Raw genomic sequence first — 16,718 nt, 5'->3', positions numbered from 1 at the left:
TTTAGACCCTCCATTCCTTTAACGCCCTAGACAACTGGTCTGGACATGAAGTGGCTCTGTTTCCGCATTTTGTTCCTTCTAATCTCTTAATGACGTCATCCACATCCATTCCTTCCAATAATTTGGACAGACCCTGTGTATTTCCGGAACATCCTCCTTTAAAATAGACCTTCTGAATAATATTCTCTTCAACTTCAAAAGTAATTTCCTGGCAGCATACGCCGGTAGTTTTATATGTCATAATGATCAATTCCTTTCTCTATGTACCATTCAATCTTTTTTACAAATATATGAAACGAATAGTTTCCTTATCATTATAACACCTTTTTTCCAAGGCGCAATAAAAAAATCCTCTAAATGGAATCCATGTACATAAATCAACAGCAACCGATTAGATTGTTAAGACTTCTATGCGATAGGATATATCTGAAAATTTAATTTCATCAAATTCAGTAATCTCCATTGGCTGATTTGAAAGAAGTGGCTTCCCATTTACAAAGGTACCATTGGTAGAATGTAAATCTGTCAGAAACAACCGATCTCCTTCTTTCGTTATGACTGCATGCTTTCGGCTTATGGTACTATGCTTAATTACTAATTGATTACCCCTGTCTTGTTTTCCAATTCCAAAAGGAAATTTTTTGATTTCCAATTTTTCATCCGGCAGATTATCTCTTTTATCCGTATCATTACTCTCTGCAACAAATTGTGGCAGTTGTAAGATAAAATATTGCTTAGTTGGGGTTAAATCAGCTAATATAACTGTCTTGTCCATATCTTCATTCCCTGAACTGCCTTGCCATAAAATAACTGTTGCATTATCATACTCCTCACTGGTGGAGTTATCCAACATAATGTTTTTATCCTCCGTATCATTATAGGTATGCTTTGTATCCCCCTGCTCATCTAACATTTCATTTGACACATTGCAATACTGCCCATTTTCCTCCTGAGAGCCGGCCAGTTGCGGGGACGATGAACATATATTAGAAGCTTGATTTCCTTCTCGTTGTTCGGAATATAAAACAGAACCTTTTGTTTCTGCTTCATTTGTATCTGCATATTCTAATAAGGTTATATACTTTATCTGTCTATTTTTGGGATCAAAAATTTTTGTAAGGATATACCCTTCTAAACAAAGCAGTACTACAATACAACTTAACAGCTTTACCAGATCAGTTCCTGTACCCAGGTTATTCTGAAATAGCCTTGCCATAAACCCTACTATAAGGCAAGCCGTTCCTCCCAGCAATGAAATACCTCCAAGAATAAAGGCTTTTATACCATAATATTGGAATTCTTTTTGGTTTTCTATTTCAATACGATTCTCATGGTTACTTCCGATATTTTTTGATTCTTTATTATTTTTAAATACTTTTTCTCTCTGAAGCTTCACAAATTCCCTAGACTTATTTTTATCTTTATTCGTAAGGCTTTTATTATTTTTAATGCCATTATCCTTTTGTTTTACAGCGTTGTTCTTTTGTTTAATAATTCCATTCCCCAGTCTGTTAAAGCTTTTGCCCAGTGCAGGCTTACCACCGCTTCCCTCCCCATTTTGAAAACCATCTTGATTCGATACGGTTGTGCTTTTCATCAAGGAACTTCCAGCCTTTTGGGAAACTTGCAGCTCTTTATATGATTTAGTAACCTGAGCCTGGTTGTTTTCTTCCATTGTAATCTTTTTAACCAATATTTCATTGGTAAACTGTTTCTTTAATATTGCCTGTAATTTGTCAAAAGTAGTATCAGGCTCTCGGCTTTCTTTATATAAGGCATACACCAGTAAAACAGCAGCTTCCTCTTTATAATCAACTTTATTCAATAAGAATTCCAGTAACTTCGAAATCTGAGAAAAGAAATCCTCACAAAATCCAGCCATATAGCATAATTTGATAGTTTCCTTGGCATCCATAAAGATGTATTCTGGTGTAATAATATAATCTTTCTCTGATAGAAGATATTCATTCCCGCATTTTATACTATTCAAAATCCCCTCTAATAGATTTTTAATAACATGATAACTTAAGGATTCTCTTTCATAAATTGTATCTATACTTCTCAACGAAGTAATATCATAATAATATAGATTCAGGGTATCAATACATCTAAGTTCCATTCTTAATAAGCCCGGAATGGTGTTATTTAACAGCATTTTGATGCCATGGGATGAAGCTCCCCCTTCTTCTCCCTTAAAGACCATATAATTATAGTTCATATCACGTATGTATTCTGGTTTTAACATACTATTAGTCATTCCCCTTTCTGAAGCCCGTAAACTACGGACGCAGGCACAAAATTTGCATTAAATATTTATATCGCATAACACTTTTTAAATGTATGCTTCACGAAGAAGGTTACGGATATTTATTTTACTTTTTTTAATAACCGGCTTAATCCATTTAATACTTTTTCTGCTGCCGGGATTTTTTCTGCAACACCTGAAAAAATATCGAACATACGTAAAAATTCTTCCGTATCCATTAAAGGAATTTCTTTAACAGCGGTAAGTGTCAGTTTCCGTCTAAAAAGCTTCTGCACCTGAATAATCGGAACACTAAAATCAGCATTTATTTCCATTCCAACTTTCCACCTATCAAGTCTTGTCTGCACAGTTATGTTATCTGCAATTAACAACCCAGATTTTAATTGATTATTAACATATTCCAGTAGTAATACTTCTTTCTCGTTTAATGAGCCTATAAATCCATACAATACTCCCCTTTTGATATATACCTCGTAATTAACATCACCGGCAGTAAGGTCTGTTTCATTTTCGATTAGATACCTGGCTTTTAGCAAGGAATCATCTACAATTACATTTAGGCGGTTCTTATCATGCAGATAAAATCCCAGATAAATAAGCCAGATTATAATAAAAAAGATTATTGGAAACAACAATGACGCTTCCACTGTATAGCTACCCTTCACACATTTTTTCATCCTGCTATTAATACCCCCAAAAAGCCCAAGAATAGAAAAGGTACAAAAGGTATGGTCTTTTTTCTTCCTGCCTTTTTAAATAGTAAAAGAATCGCTGAATATAGTGCCGATGCAAACAAGCCTAGCAGGAGCATGGAAGCTGTTAAAGTAAAACCTAAGCAAACTCCTAAAATAAGCACAATCAATCCATCTCCTAACCCAATCTGTCCTCTGGTAATCGGATTTAATGCCAGCAGGAATAATCCAGGAATTGCTCCAACGGCTCTTTCCCAGAAGGCTGCATCATGATATACGAAAGAGATTACCAAGCTAGCTATAAACCCGAGTCCAATTAAATAAAGATGAATCTTTTTGCTTTTAATATCTTGTAAACTGCACAATAAAAGCCATATTCCTACTGTTGTACTCATTACGTACTCCATAACATACCTTTCTCGTACCGCATTATTTGCAGTACTGCCTCTAATAATTAAATTAAATGAAAAGAATCTAATTCAGACATACTTTTCTTCAATAAATTTCCTATCAACCATTAGAATCATCTAAGTCAATTGTGATGAATGAATCTGTCTTTTTATATGTCAGAATTATTGGTTTGCAATCACCTGACTAGTATAGCCAAGTTATGCATGACAGCCTTTGTATATACCGGTATACTGCACAATACACTTATTTTCCACATCGCTTACATTTTGTACGACCTCCAACTTCTGATATAGGAATTGATGTTATGGTTCGCTTTAGTCCGGAGCAATCTATTTTCCAATGATATCGGTCTCCGGTATCTGTAATATAAACCTGGTTCTGTCCCTCTGTCTTATCCGAACCACATAAACTACATGCTTTAAACTTACCGCCCGAAACATTCCGAAGTTGTTTGATCTCCTCTAGTAGCGCTTTACGAGTGGATAGTCTCAAATGTGTACAGCTCTTACTGGAATGGTACACCGTCCCGGTCTCCGTAATAAAAACCACCTCTTCCTCTGTATCCTCTTTGCTATCCCCTTCTGAACCTTCAAGCTCCGGCATGTATCCAGTCCACCCACGCAGTCGAACACGTTGAATAAGCATAATATCATCGAGATTAAAAAAGAGCAGAGGCAATTTAACCCGGTAAGTCACAATAATGTCAATCGTATCATCTTCTTCCATAAACTCAGATAAATATGTACTAATACCCCCCATGCCGCCTTTAATACAGGAGTTGTTAATAAAATCTTTTGAAATATAATTTTCAAGCCTGTACTTAAAATAAATACTATCTATGAGTTTTGCTGCAATAGCCTCAGCACTTGATTTTTTCTCTTCATTGTCTTTACTTTCCGCAGTATCAACTTCCTTTTCCTCTTTTTCAGAAGGTTGTTGGTTATCCGGAAGCTGAGGAGCTCCATTACCAATATCGTTCTCTTTATTATCAAATTCTTTTATATAGTCATAAACATAGGCGTATCGAACCGATTCCAGTCCAGTTTCGGTTAAGGCATGCTGTATAGTCTCCTGTATGTTAATAATTTGAAGAAAATATATAAAGGCAAGAATGGCATATATGAATATAGGCACTACTAAAGCCGCTTCTAAAGTCAGAGAGCCTTTTGCTTTTGTTCTGGTTTTCTTATATTGTCCCATGATTTCTCCTGATTCCGAATCCTAATTCAACATCCACCAGTTAAGTGTTTTAGGAATGGATGGGGATATCCGCCCTTTGCAGAATATATGCTTTGGATGATGCTTTCTTGGAGAGAGAATTTTCCTTTTTTTATTATAAAATAGGAACGGATATCCCCATCCATTCCGGGATAAAGAATTTAATATGTGTATTCTCTGGTAACCTTATAGGTGTAGCCCTTCCCATAATCCTCAAGAATGTCCTTTACAATCGGAAATCTTATAAACTTGGCTTCCATTTTAAACTCTCCTTCTACCAGAATACCTGTTAAGCAATTTTTCATATAAAAAGTTTTTTCATATTTGCTTCTGATATTCTCTTGTATTAAATCAAGCGCTCGATAGCTCTTTTTGTTTTTTGGTTCCATATACAAAAAAAGCTTGATATAATCTCTGTAGGATAGTAAAAGTGCTCCGGCCCCCTCTGTAATAGCTGAAACCTTCGATTTTATCATTGCTCTGCTTACAGCCGGAATATCCGTAAGCTCTATACGAATCTGACTGCTTTTTTTCATTACGGGAATTTTTTTACCTTCAAGTAATGCAGCCACATCAACCAAAGATTCAACAAAAGCCCAAACCGCCAATATGATTAATTTAACGGCACTAATTAACGCCGGCATACCAGTAAAACCTACAAATGCTATGGCAAGAGTTCTTGCATTCTGTGACTTAATACCATCACTGCATAAAGTAATTAAGTTAAGGATCATTCGTATTAATACTATTTTTTGTATAACTAGATTCAAATTATCTGTATCCAAATCCCGCCCCATTAAAATATATTCCAGCTCATATTGAAGAACCTTATCTTCTTTAACAGCTTCTTTTTCATACATTCTAAATTGGTCTCCCAGATACTCTTGGAACAAAACAGTTCTTAACAGTTCATTTCCTACGGTTTCCATGGACTGAGAAAAACCTTCTGTTCCAGAGAAAAAACCTGATAGCAAATCTGTACCCTTCTCTAAATCCATATCCGTAAACAAGCTGATTAAATCTGTAAAAATACCTGATTCCTCAATTCCTTTTATATCTGTAGGTAAGTTTTCTCCTTCTAACTTAAGCTCTGATAAAGTATCTTTATCTAAAACCAGTCCAAGAATCCCGTTTTTAATTAAATCTTTTACTCCCTGAAAAAAAGAATCGCTCTCCTCTGGCGGCTTAAAGCTACTATAGTCAAACTGTAAAGCATCGTAGCTATAACCCTGCACTCGACCATTCATAGAGATTGCTACTCTCTTTACTGCTTCCCAGGAATCCGGAGAAGTATCAATACTTATATCAGATGCCTGGAGCAATTCTTCTAATAATACCTGATTTCTTGCTAAGGTATGTTCCATAGCATTAAAATTATAACTCCCCTGGACATTTGAGCCTTCATTGGTTCCTTTATATCGTTGCAGAGTCTCTAGATCCTCCTGCAAACCTTTATAGAAATCCGGGTCAACTTTACCGCTGCTGTCCTTTACTACTGTTTCATAAGCAGTAATCCTTCCTGCGGCTTCTTCCTGTAAGGGGAGTATTTCATCAATTAATTTTCTTGCGGTTTTTATAGTATCCAAAACTCCGGCATACAGGGAATGTAAGGCTTTTATATTTGCCTTCACTGATTTTATAAGGTTTCTTTCAATGTCCTCATACTGTCTTAATGTTTCTTTGGCTTCCCTTAACCTTCTATAATGACTCTTCTGTTCTTCCGGACTTTTATTACTAACGTCAATTAATGATACATACAGATATTGTATCCTTGCCTCATCCTTTAGAGGTGCATTCTGTTCTAATGCTTTGATATCTTCTTGTATCATTTGAATCGTATGGGTAGGGTTTTGGTAATGGCTTTTTAGTGACTGGAAAACCCATTCATTATGTACACCAACACTTTCCATAGAGACACCTTGAACATTTATCTTTTTTACAAAGTAATCTTTAATAACAACATTATTATTTGATACCTTGACTGTTTTTTCCTTTTTTAAAGAAATGCCGTCAATGGCTTGCATAAGTTTCAGAACCTTTTCATCCAGCTTAGATACACTTTTCTCTGTTTTTTGCTTTTCATCCAATACCTTTTGTGCTTCCTTCGTTTCGTCCAATGCAGCATTATTTTTGAAAAACCCTTCCAGACTGTTCTCTACTGCCTTGTATTTCATATAAGCAGTTGCCTGGTTTATAAATAAATCTCCCTCCAAATCAAGCATAGACATGGCTTTATTTGATGTTAAAGATTCATTTTCTATACCGTATAGCAAAAAGGCGTTTTGATAATCCTTTCGCTCCATTTCCTTAGAAGGTTCAAAGGTATATTCCATATATTCCTTCATTTTATAAAGCAGCTTATCTGTATCTGTAGAATCCGTACCATAGCCACTATCCAGTCCAAAAATATGATATTCCTCATACAATGGCCTATAATACTCCGCCAATACAGAATCCATAGCTGTTATCAAAGCTCTTTCCGTCATAACTTTGCCTGCACTCACTCTGGATGCCTCTATGGTAGTCATGGTAATTGCCATTACCAGCAAGAGTATTAAACTTAAAAATACTGTGATTACTCCTTCTGCTTTTTTACCCATACCCAACCTCATTTCAGATTATAAGCGGAACTTATTTCACACCATAATCATGATTATTAATATCATCACTACCACCATTTATAGATTCAAAAGCCTTTTTAACTATTCTGCCAATTTGCTCTTGGAATATAACCACAAGCCCAATTAATATTACTAATATTAGTATTATTTCCACTACACCAATACCTTCTTCTTCCGTAATAAATTCTTTTATAATATTCTTTAGCATATTTTTTCTCCTAACTTATTGTAATCAATACCTGCTAACAATCTAATTCTTATAACCGCCTTACTGAATTATTACTTTAATTGAAAAAGCTTCAATTCGAAAAGCACATGCCCACAATCAAGGAAATGGCATAATAATTATTATGCTTTTTTATTACTAAAACTGAAAGGACATAAACGCTGGAACCATTATAATAACTAAAACCAATAAAAGCATCAGCATCATAGGTAAGAGCAGCTTTGTTCCTGCTTCCTCACCCATCCTTTTTGCCAGTTCTTTTCTTTCTTCAAAGGCCTCTGCTGCCTCTAGTTCAAGTTGTTTTAAAAGCCCCACGGAGCCTTTTTTCACATTCTGAGCTAATAAAGCACTAAACCTTAAATATGGTAAAAGCTTCACTCTTCGCCCAAACCTTTCATAGGCGGTTTCTTCCGAGGTTCCAATCATAAGTTCACTGTAGGTTATAGTCATTTCCTCGTAAGCAAACCGTTTTTCACCTCCTTTATCTTTATAATCTTTTGATATTTTGCCCCATGCATTGGATAAGGACATACCCGCACCAACCAAAAGTGTAAACTTGTTTATGATTTCCGGATAATCAAGAAGCATCTCCTGATTTCTTTTAATAACCTTGTCATTCAGGTCTTTATCCATAGCGAAATATAGAGCAAGTGCAGTTAATCCGCCAAACATTAAGAGCATACTGCCTGAATTTTTCTTAACCTCTTGCCAGATAACTTTCTTATCCCCAATCTCCTGCGGAAGCTCCATCACCTCTTCTGTTAAAGACTTTTCATTATTCTGTCTAATAGCCTCTAACAAACTTTGTCTGGTTAGCTCTTCCACTGAGTATTCTTTCGGTAATATATTAAAGAATCTGGTATACTCTTTTTGTCTACCCTGATAGCTGAAAACTGCCGTTACACCAATGACTGATTCCCCGGTTAAATCCTCATTATGAACACCCCCTTTCCGGTCAACTAAATCCAGATTTTCAGTTGCCCATTCCACATGAACACCAGTACCCGGTATAGAAGCTGGAAAATAAAAATCCGTCCTGACTTCCTCTGGCGATGCATTTTCTTTTAAAATAACTGAGTCTACATAACTTATTGCTTGTACAAAGAACCTTTCAACCTCCGAAGAAACCGCCTGTCTTTCATCTATCGTAAGATTTATTTCTTCCTGTAAGGCTTGTCCTTCCTCTGATTCAACAGTAACCTGTAACTCTACGGACTTACTGTCTTCTGTAATACCGGGTCTTTGCAGATATTTTCCTTGTAACAGCTCATTTACTTGGCTATTCTGTAAATGAATGAAAAGTGACAGGATATTGGTGGCAAACAGTATAAGAATAACCAATGCTATTTTTTTACCATTATAAAGCCTTTTAACTGTCTCAATTGGCTGACCAATATAAAGAGCACGTAATGGTGTATCAAGATCCTTCGTACCCTTGCTTCCCCCAATAAATCGAGATACTTTCGCCTTGTCCAGAAGAAAAAAAACCAGGGGATATAAAAGCTTTAAGGGATGTTCTTTTTCATTAAGGTCTGCTATAGAATCCGCCTCATATCTTCTGGTCAAAATAAAAGCCAAAAGAAATGCAAAAGCAAATACAATATTAAAATATATCATATAGACAACCATTCCCTTTCTATCAGATTTTTATATTCATTATTTTTTTGGATAGTAGATAAACCCCGTAATACACAATCAATAGGATAGTCATGAATACAAATCCGAATAAATTATGATAAAGAGGTTCTAAAAATGCAGGTGAACAAAGACGTAGATATAAGATAATTCCCATTGGAATTACACTCATAATATTAGCCTCAAACTTCTTTCCGGTTATTAACGTACGTATTTCCCTTTTTACTTCTATTTTATCGTGAATTGTATTACCGCTTGTTCTAATGATATGAATTATATCCCCTCCGGTTCTTTTAGCCGTTTTAAAAACTTCAGCAAAGTTTTCAATGTCTTCAATCCCAGTTCTGACTGCAAACTCTTCTAATATCTCTTCAATGTTCTGGTTCATCTGAATCTGTTTTACAATTCCTTCAAATTCGGTTACAATTAAAGAATCCACAGAATACATTAGCTTTAAATCCAAAACTGCTTGATAAAAAGCATTTTCTACGGAATAACCTGCATTCAATGCCGCAGAAAGACTGGCCAAGCCATCCCTGAATTCAAGGTTAAGCTGCCATTTTCTTCCTTCTATCAAATCCTTCTTTTTGCCATGCACATAGATTAGCCCAATGGGGAAGGATAAAACGACTCCAAATAAATTAGAATAAAACAAAAATCCGATACCCCCTCCAAGCAGTGCCCCTTTTAGAAAGTATTTAAGAAAGCCTTCCTTTGTATAATGAAACTGGTTATAATCCTTAACCATACTAAACCCCCATCTGTGTGCTCGGCTGTTTTTCACTTGCACACGAATAAATCAACTGTTGAAAGAATTCTTTTGCTGTTTAAACTAACCGTCTTTACAAATGCCTGAAAAACTAAGGTACCAATCCAGCTCTTTTTAATTTTGCAATATTTATAAATTCCTTATCCGTCCGCGCAAGACTCCCTAGTACTTTACCATCTTTGTCTTCTCCAGTTTCTACAAATTCATAAAGTTTATTTATTTCAAATTCTCCGTCTACACACCCACGTACCTCTGAAATTTCCAAAACCTTCCTGGTTTTATCCCGTAGCCTGCCTAAATGAACAATAATATCAATTGCAGAAGCAATCTGTCTGCGAACTGCTAACAGGGGAATGTCCGTCCCCATTAGCACAAGGGTTTCTAATCTGCTTAACATATCTATAGCAGAATTGGCATGACCAGTTGACAAGGAACCATCATGACCACTGTTCATGGCTTGCAGCATATCCAGAGCCGCTGCATCCCTAACTTCCCCCACTACAATCCGGTCAGGACGCATACGAAGGGAAGATTTTATCAAATCTCTTATAGTAACACCGTTCTTTCCTTCCACATTAGCATTACGAACTTCAAGCCTTACTAAATTAGGTACATTCTTAATCTGTAATTCTGCTGAATCTTCTATTGTTATAACTCTTTCATCCTGGGGGATGAAATTAGATAAGACATTTAAGAAGGTCGTTTTACCGGAACCGGTTCCCCCACTGATAAAAATGTTATATCCAGCTCTTACAAGCTTTTCTAAAAACTCTGATACTTCATAAGTTACCGATCCAATCTCTATTAGTTTATCAATCGTAATAGCCTTATCCGGAAACTTTCTTATGGTTATCACCGGACCTTCCATCGCCACCGGAGGAAGTACAATATTAACCCTTGAGCCATCCTCTAATCTTGTATCAACAATGGGAGTAGCTTCATTGATAATACGGTTTGATTTAGACACAATCTGCTGAACAATATCTGCAAGCTTCTTATGGGATTCAAATTGTTTATTCCAGGGTTTTATAGAACCCTTTTGTTCAATAAAAATATGGTCAGCTCCATTAATCATGATTTCAGTTATGGAAGTATCTTCTAAAAGTTCCTGTAAGATATCAAGTCTTCGGATTGAGTTAAAGATTTCTCTCCTAAGACGCTTTTTATCCTGCATCTCAATAAAAGACTCTCTCCCTGTTTTCAAAAGTATCTCATCAATGACTTCTAGTATTTCTTCATCTTTTAGCTCTTTGGTAAGATCTATTTTTTCAAGTACCATTTCCTGCAGTTTATTTTTATTTATCTCCATACCTGCTTTTGCTGCCCTTTCTTTCATTGTTCTTTTCGGTATTTGTGAAACTCATTGATTATAGTCTACTTTTAGCAATTCCCTCTGTTTCCATCACATAAACTTGTGGTTTAGTATGTCTACATTGTTACAAAAGCAGCCCCAGGTAAGAGCACCGAATCGGAAGAGAAGGCCTGCCCTAAATATTCTAAAATTCTTAGCTGCTCCTCAGCACCCAGCCTGATAACTTGAAATTTATCCACTATATCCCCCCAGCCTGCCCAGGTAAGCTGTTTGCTTAGAATCTCTTGACTGGCTTCTGAAAAGCAATTATCCGCTTCCAGTAAAAAGACCTTGCTGCATTCTCTTAGCAGCCCTAAATTAGAAAGAGTAAGAGAGGAGGCTTCTATTACAATCACTTCATAATCAGATCGGTTTAAAGTATCTAGTAATAACATAATATCTTCACCCGAAAGTTCATAGACATCCGGACCAAAGGCTGCCCCCGGTATAATATCCAGTGTATTCATATGTTTAATAACGCTGTTTACCTTTTGTAAAAGGTTTGATGGATTCTGTTTTAGATAATAGATTACTTCAGACAGGCCGCTTTTGTTCTCACCGGACATAAGCTCCTCTAAGGCTTGAATTTCACTTAAGGTAATGTATAAAGTTTTTTTAGATTTGCTGTATTCCTGGGCTAAAGATAATGCAAAGCCTTGTAACGAAATACCGGTATCCCTGGAAAATACTCCGATTAATTCTTTTTCCTGAATTAAAGCCTGGGGCTTTCCCTGTAGCCTGTCCAACGGAAAATATGAAAAGAGCTCCTCTAATATCTTCTCTGCTGACTGGAACTTATAGATTGTCGGATAGCGAGAGGTATCACTTTGTTCATTTTCATTCAGAAAATTGCCCTCTGAAAGCAAGCATATATACTTAGCATTCTCCTGAATAATATCCTCTTTTACTTCTTCACCTAATAACAATATATGAATGGAGCCTTCTTTCAGATATTCCTTTAAGCTTTCAAGATTGGTAAAAACCCTTGATTGTGCTAAAAACTTATATTTCTTCTTCAGATAATCCATTAGCAGATTGGAATAATTACTATCTTTATCATAAATAGCTATGGTTGTATTCATGTTTAGCTCCCATCTGCGACCTTTTGTCGCGAACAAATCAAGGGGTTGAATACCTTATTCATACTAACTCCCCCTCAAAGTTAAAATGGATAAAAAATTTGTATCAAAAATCCAACCAAAATAGCCAGCGAAAAGTGAATAATTGCCTTTACTCCGTCCCTCTTCCGGTCGTAATAGGGTATGATACCCTTCTTTATTCCTAGTTGCTTATTCTTAAATAATAATTGGATATATTCTTTGAAATAATTAAAGCGATAAAACACTTGCTTGTGTCTTAGTAGTTGAATAACAGACATGACTGCCGCAACAAACATAGCAATCAAAATTGATTGTAATACAAAGGCAGTACCATAAAAACTGCCGATTACTGAAAATAATTTTATATCTCCTGCCCCCAGGGTTTTTAGTAAAAACAAAGGGGATAACAGAAGTATGGGGATAACAATGCCTAGAACCCATTGAATTACGCCTGTGCCTCCATGCTCATAGACAGATATAAAAAAACCGTTCACTAAGCCGATTATAATTAATTTGTTCGGAATTTTATATGATTCTAAATCTTTGAGTACTGCTAGAACTAATAGTAAGACAAGGCAAGTCACTTTTAGAAAGATAGGCTTCACCTCTTTGAATTTAGATAACGCTATATTACACCTTATGGAATATCTTGTCAACGAGGTTTCTGTAAATAGTTTCATTTTGGTAAATATGACAAAAAATCAGATTATTTTTGGATATATCTTATACTCAAAAAAAGACTCCACAAAGTGAAGTCTTCTCTTCTATATATTAAACAATTGAAAAGTTGAATAACCCTACAGTTCAGGCAGAATAGGGCATGTATGAAATTGTTTTTTATCTTTCTGCTAGTGTTCTAATACTATCAATAACAAGCTGTGGCTGTTCCTGGTATATATAATGTCCTGCGTCTACTAGAATCTGGCTTCCATACTTTGTTTTGGTAAGAATCCTGCCTTGTAATTCAATCTGCTTTGCGGTAATTTGGGCGTCAAGACCAGGAACCACCTCATCAAGCCCCAATGGCTTTGTTGCAGTTAATACTGTAATGGGAATATTGCTAATATCGGCATCTGCAAGTAAATTCTTAATTATATCCCCGCTTTTAACAAGGGTTTTGTAATCCCCTTCCGCGGTCATGGAATTTTTCACATCTTCTTGTAGAAATGCAGGCATAAGCGTCAGTAATTCTTCATTCTGGTATTCGCTTGTACCATCTATAAGAAGTACTCCGGCGACTTCTTCCGGATATAGCGCCATAAAAGTTTTTACAATGAAAGCTCCTGCTGAATGACCTACCAGAATATAAGGTGCTTCTACTTGCTTTATATGAAGCAGTGCCCTAAGCTCTTCTACTTGTTGCAGTACATTCTTTTCCAACCCGTTATCTTCACTTTTACCAAGTTTTGCTCTATCATAGCTAAAGGTTGCATACTCTTCTTTTAGATTAGACTGAATGACTGACCAAAAATCATTGGTATCACTGTATCCAGTTTCAAAAACAATGGTTGGTTTACCTTCTCCCTGCATATTAACATAAAGGCTGTGTGTTCCTATATCTACCAGCCCCTGATAGAATGGGGTATTCTTCTGTAAACAGTAATCCGGCTGAGCCTGTACATTGATACTCATGCCTGTCAATAAAACAGCTGATAATAAAAGTACTATAAACTTTTTCATCTTAAACTCCCATCTGTGTGCCTCGCACACATACAAATCAAGATGTTCAAAAACTTCTTTTCGTTTTTTCACCTAATTGCCTCCTTTGTATTTTTATAAACATATGTTCTGTTTAAATTATAACATTTTTTTACTGGTTTGTAAATTATACACATACTTGTAATTTCAAAAATTATACAAATACTATTAACAAACAAGGATCTTGATATCTATCGAATAAGGTATCTATACAACTTTCATAGTTATTACTATCCTATATTTATTAAATCTAACGAGTGTCTGCAAAATTATTTCACAATGAAACATTATAAAAAATAAAAATACGCCGCTAAGCCATAGATAAGTATAAATCCCGGTGCTCCCAGTAGTCCGATAATTAACGCATTAAACCCATTGGTGCCGACACAAAAGGTTAAACCAAACCGAGTCAGTAAAGCATTTAACAAATATATACCTAAAAGTCCCGCAAAAATACGCAGACCAAAATTAACAAACAAATCATAGCGGTGTTTTATTAGACCAAACAGAATCAAAGCTACACAGATTATAATAATAGCAATAAATATTTTACTCTCCATTCCTTCCTCCCCATATAATATAGTAAATTTTTCTATTTAATGTAGTATATTCTTCCAATAGCCTGACTATACTATAAACAAAAGAAAAGTTGAATAAGCCTGTAGTTCAGGCAGAATGGAGCATGTATGAAATTGTTTTCAAAGAAAAAAAAGCAGCAAAATGATGCTTTGCTAAATGAAATAAGACGGACAAAGCTTGCTCTGGAATCAGCATATTCGAATTTTGAAAACGTAGTAGATCCTGACTTAATTGATTGTTATATCTATGAGGTGAATTCTGTTCAGAAACGCTATAAGTATCTTCTTAAGCAGGCAAAACAATTGGAAAACGACTATTCCACTATATAATATTATAAATTACAAAAATAAAAAGTTGCTAATAATAAGGTGCTATAATATTTCAATGATTAGAGTTCAGAAATATTACAGCATCTTTTAAGCAATCTTCAAACTATTTTAATACTACAATTGAATATGGCGGTAATACGACCGTATCTCCCTCTAATGTGATTTCCTCGCCTTCCGTTGTTAAATACCCTCTTATACCAGAATACTTATAAATCTCTCTTTTTAGTGTTACCTCTTTTTCTACTTCAGAGATATTATAGAGCAAAAAAATTTTACTGGTTTTATATGTCTTAGACAAAGCACAGATATCCATATCCGTCACTTCTGAAAGCAACTCTATCTCACCCCTTGCAATTTCCGGATTCTCATTTCTTAAGCGAATTGCCCTTTTATAATAATGATAGATAGATAAAGAATCTTTTCTTTGTTCTTCAACACTTCCAAATATATGGTTAACTCTTTCCATATGTTTAGGCGGCGTGGTCATTCCCTTTTTCACTGTATCAGACCAATACATGGGTGCTCTTTTATTCTCATCTCTGCCGCTTCCGCTCATACCAATCTCTTCTCCATAATAAACAAAAGCACTTCCGCTCATGAGCAGATTCAATCCTCCTGCCATTTTAATTTTACGACTGTTACCAGCAAAATATCCGGAAGCTCTTACTGTATCATGATTCGTAAAGAAAGGAGCATCCATTGCCGTATCGCTATATTTTTTTAATCCTTCCTGTACCTGTAACATGGCCTTTCCGAAAGCATTACCTGAATTTTGGTCACCGGAATGATTTAATGTTTTAACTATAATGCCGGTTTCTGTGGCAAAAGCAAAGTTAAACACGCTATCTATACCACTCCTATAGTATTTTGAAAAGCTTGAGAAATTAGTCCAAACCTCAGCCACCATATAATATTCGGAATTTCTTTCTTTTAGAAATTGATTCAACCAAGCTATTACTTCCGTGTTTTTTTCAGTATCTTCAGAATAATAATGGAGTGCAGCATCGAGACGGAAACCGCCAATCCCCATGTCCAGCCAGTAAAGAATAATATCTTCAATTTCCTTACGGAGTACAGTATCATGAAGCTTTAAGTCCGGCATATTACTAGAGAATGCCCCCTCATAATACCAGTCACCTACACCCGTACTGTAATAATTTCCGGCGTCCGGCTTTCCTTTCATAAAATTGTAATAGCTTACGTAAGGATTGTGCTCCCTGCATAATCCTTCATGAATACAGGTCTCTTTACCGCAAGGCTCTATGGCAAGGCTTTTTAAAGCAGACAAAAACCACGGATGAGTGCTAGAAGTATGGTTGATGACTAAGTCTATAATGAGCTTAATTCCCCTCTTATTACACTCTCTTACAAGCCTTTTAAAATCCTCTATAGTTCCATATCGGGAATCAATCCCATAGTAATCTTTTACGTCATACATATGGTAGGTATCCGAGGGCATGATTGGCATAAGCCAGATACCGTTAAAGCCTAAGTCTGAATCAGTGGATGCATTTCCATCGTTGATGTAATCAAGCTTTTCAATCAGACCGTTAATATCTCCTATTCCATCGTTGTTGCTGTCATAAAAGGAGTATAAAAATACTTCATAATATGTCCGGTAATTATCCTCTACTATATTTAATGCCTGCTGATATGGATAGTTTTTTTTATTTATCGTAGACTTCATGTTATTTTCTCCGTCCGTATTCCTTTCTGGTTTCGAATTTACTTTTTTTTACTCTGGTATGAAACCAGATGTATCTTCATCTTCTCTCTAAAGAATGCCTGGAATTTGATTCTACTGTTTTTTCAGGTTTTCTGCA

General features: G+C 35.7%; 16 protein-coding genes. 1 reads left to right on the top strand and 15 read right to left on the bottom strand.

The annotated features are described in order from the left end of the window. Nucleotide 1: 1 nt before the first annotated feature. From acsn021_RS00310 to acsn021_RS00245, 14 genes are all read right to left on the bottom strand, one after another. Nucleotides 2-241 (bottom strand): TIGR03905 family TSCPD domain-containing protein, encoded by a 240-nt coding sequence (locus tag acsn021_RS00310; protein WP_184093097.1) that lies wholly within the window; start codon nt 239-241, stop codon nt 2-4. A gap of 150 nt (nt 242-391) precedes the next feature. Next, a complete protein-coding gene (locus acsn021_RS00305) occupies nt 392-2,245 on the bottom strand; it encodes a DUF6382 domain-containing protein (RefSeq protein WP_184093098.1) in 1,854 nt (617 codons plus the stop codon). Between the two features lie 122 nt (nt 2,246-2,367). Then, the gene (locus acsn021_RS00300; protein ID WP_184093099.1) at nt 2,368-2,931 is read right to left on the bottom strand and encodes a TadE/TadG family type IV pilus assembly protein; all 564 of its coding nucleotides are present in this window, start codon (nt 2,929-2,931) and stop codon (nt 2,368-2,370) included. Nucleotides 2,932-2,939: 8 nt separating this feature from the next. Next, nucleotides 2,940-3,353, bottom strand: a complete 414-nt coding sequence (locus tag acsn021_RS00295; protein WP_184093100.1) for a prepilin peptidase — start codon at nt 3,351-3,353, stop codon at nt 2,940-2,942. Between the two features lie 259 nt (nt 3,354-3,612). Then, nucleotides 3,613-4,569 carry a TadE/TadG family type IV pilus assembly protein gene (locus acsn021_RS00290; protein ID WP_184093101.1) on the bottom strand — a complete coding sequence of 319 codons (957 nt, stop codon included), beginning with the start codon at nt 4,567-4,569 and terminating at the stop codon, nt 3,613-3,615. Between the two features lie 179 nt (nt 4,570-4,748). Beyond that, nucleotides 4,749-7,187, bottom strand: coding sequence for a DUF5702 domain-containing protein (locus acsn021_RS00285; protein ID WP_184093102.1), 2,439 nt, complete (start codon nt 7,185-7,187; stop codon nt 4,749-4,751). A 31-nt stretch (nt 7,188-7,218) separates the two neighbouring features. After that, on the bottom strand, nt 7,219-7,416 hold the full coding sequence (locus acsn021_RS00280) for a Flp1 family type IVb pilin (protein WP_184093103.1): 198 nt from the start codon (nt 7,414-7,416) through the stop codon (nt 7,219-7,221). Between the two features lie 156 nt (nt 7,417-7,572). Further along, nucleotides 7,573-9,051, bottom strand: a complete 1,479-nt coding sequence (locus acsn021_RS00275) for a type II secretion system F family protein (protein ID WP_184093104.1) — start codon at nt 9,049-9,051, stop codon at nt 7,573-7,575. Nucleotides 9,052-9,073: 22 nt separating this feature from the next. Next, nucleotides 9,074-9,817 (bottom strand): type II secretion system F family protein, encoded by a 744-nt coding sequence (locus acsn021_RS00270; protein WP_184093105.1) that lies wholly within the window; start codon nt 9,815-9,817, stop codon nt 9,074-9,076. 112 nt (nt 9,818-9,929) lie between these two features. Then, a complete protein-coding gene (locus acsn021_RS00265; RefSeq protein WP_243167876.1) occupies nt 9,930-11,174 on the bottom strand; it encodes a CpaF family protein in 1,245 nt (414 codons plus the stop codon). A gap of 92 nt (nt 11,175-11,266) precedes the next feature. Beyond that, complete coding sequence (locus tag acsn021_RS00260) at nt 11,267-12,271, bottom strand: P-loop NTPase family protein (RefSeq protein WP_184093106.1); 1,005 nt, start codon at nt 12,269-12,271, stop codon at nt 11,267-11,269. An 80-nt stretch (nt 12,272-12,351) separates the two neighbouring features. Beyond that, nucleotides 12,352-12,969, bottom strand: coding sequence for an A24 family peptidase (locus acsn021_RS00255; protein ID WP_184093107.1), 618 nt, complete (start codon nt 12,967-12,969; stop codon nt 12,352-12,354). Nucleotides 12,970-13,126: 157 nt separating this feature from the next. Next, the gene (locus acsn021_RS00250) at nt 13,127-14,041 is read right to left on the bottom strand and encodes an alpha/beta fold hydrolase (protein WP_184093108.1); all 915 of its coding nucleotides are present in this window, start codon (nt 14,039-14,041) and stop codon (nt 13,127-13,129) included. A gap of 233 nt (nt 14,042-14,274) precedes the next feature. Further along, nucleotides 14,275-14,547 carry a pro-sigmaK processing inhibitor BofA family protein gene (locus acsn021_RS00245; protein ID WP_184093109.1) on the bottom strand — a complete coding sequence of 91 codons (273 nt, stop codon included), beginning with the start codon at nt 14,545-14,547 and terminating at the stop codon, nt 14,275-14,277. Nucleotides 14,548-14,673: 126 nt separating this feature from the next. Between acsn021_RS00245 and acsn021_RS00240 the strand changes: the two genes are divergently transcribed. After that, the gene (locus acsn021_RS00240; protein WP_184093110.1) at nt 14,674-14,895 is read left to right on the top strand and encodes a YaaL family protein; all 222 of its coding nucleotides are present in this window, start codon (nt 14,674-14,676) and stop codon (nt 14,893-14,895) included. Nucleotides 14,896-14,998: 103 nt separating this feature from the next. Here the strand turns inward: acsn021_RS00240 and acsn021_RS00235 are convergent, their stop codons facing one another. Then, on the bottom strand, nt 14,999-16,582 hold the full coding sequence (locus tag acsn021_RS00235; RefSeq protein WP_184093111.1) for an alpha-amylase family glycosyl hydrolase: 1,584 nt from the start codon (nt 16,580-16,582) through the stop codon (nt 14,999-15,001). Nucleotides 16,583-16,718: the final 136 nt, after the last annotated feature.

The organism is Anaerocolumna cellulosilytica (assembly GCF_014218335.1).
GTDB classification, from domain to species: domain Bacteria; phylum Bacillota; class Clostridia; order Lachnospirales; family Lachnospiraceae; genus Anaerocolumna; species Anaerocolumna cellulosilytica.
This window is presented reverse-complemented; position numbering and strand designations above follow the sequence as displayed.

Bases quoted from the DNA above. Each gene is read 5' to 3' on its own strand.
- acsn021_RS00280 (WP_184093103.1), bottom strand. From the start codon at position 7,416: ATGCTAAAGAATATTATAAAAGAATTTATTACGGAAGAAGAAGGTATT.
- acsn021_RS00275 (WP_184093104.1), bottom strand. From the start codon at position 9,051: ATGATATATTTTAATATTGTATTTGCTTTTGCATTTCTTTTGGCTTTT.
- acsn021_RS00235 (WP_184093111.1), bottom strand. From the start codon at position 16,582: ATGAAGTCTACGATAAATAAAAAAAACTATCCATATCAGCAGGCATTA.
- acsn021_RS00260 (WP_184093106.1), bottom strand. From the start codon at position 12,271: ATGAATACAACCATAGCTATTTATGATAAAGATAGTAATTATTCCAAT.
- acsn021_RS00270 (WP_184093105.1), bottom strand. From the start codon at position 9,817: ATGGTTAAGGATTATAACCAGTTTCATTATACAAAGGAAGGCTTTCTT.
- acsn021_RS00240 (WP_184093110.1), top strand. From the start codon at position 14,674: ATGAAATTGTTTTCAAAGAAAAAAAAGCAGCAAAATGATGCTTTGCTA.
- acsn021_RS00310 (WP_184093097.1), bottom strand. From the start codon at position 241: ATGACATATAAAACTACCGGCGTATGCTGCCAGGAAATTACTTTTGAA.
- acsn021_RS00295 (WP_184093100.1), bottom strand. From the start codon at position 3,353: ATGAGTACAACAGTAGGAATATGGCTTTTATTGTGCAGTTTACAAGAT.
- acsn021_RS00285 (WP_184093102.1), bottom strand. From the start codon at position 7,187: ATGGGTAAAAAAGCAGAAGGAGTAATCACAGTATTTTTAAGTTTAATA.
- acsn021_RS00245 (WP_184093109.1), bottom strand. From the start codon at position 14,547: ATGGAGAGTAAAATATTTATTGCTATTATTATAATCTGTGTAGCTTTG.
- acsn021_RS00265 (WP_243167876.1), bottom strand. From the start codon at position 11,174: ATGAAAGAAAGGGCAGCAAAAGCAGGTATGGAGATAAATAAAAATAAA.
- acsn021_RS00290 (WP_184093101.1), bottom strand. From the start codon at position 4,569: ATGGGACAATATAAGAAAACCAGAACAAAAGCAAAAGGCTCTCTGACT.
- acsn021_RS00255 (WP_184093107.1), bottom strand. From the start codon at position 12,969: ATGAAACTATTTACAGAAACCTCGTTGACAAGATATTCCATAAGGTGT.
- acsn021_RS00305 (WP_184093098.1), bottom strand. From the start codon at position 2,245: ATGTTAAAACCAGAATACATACGTGATATGAACTATAATTATATGGTC.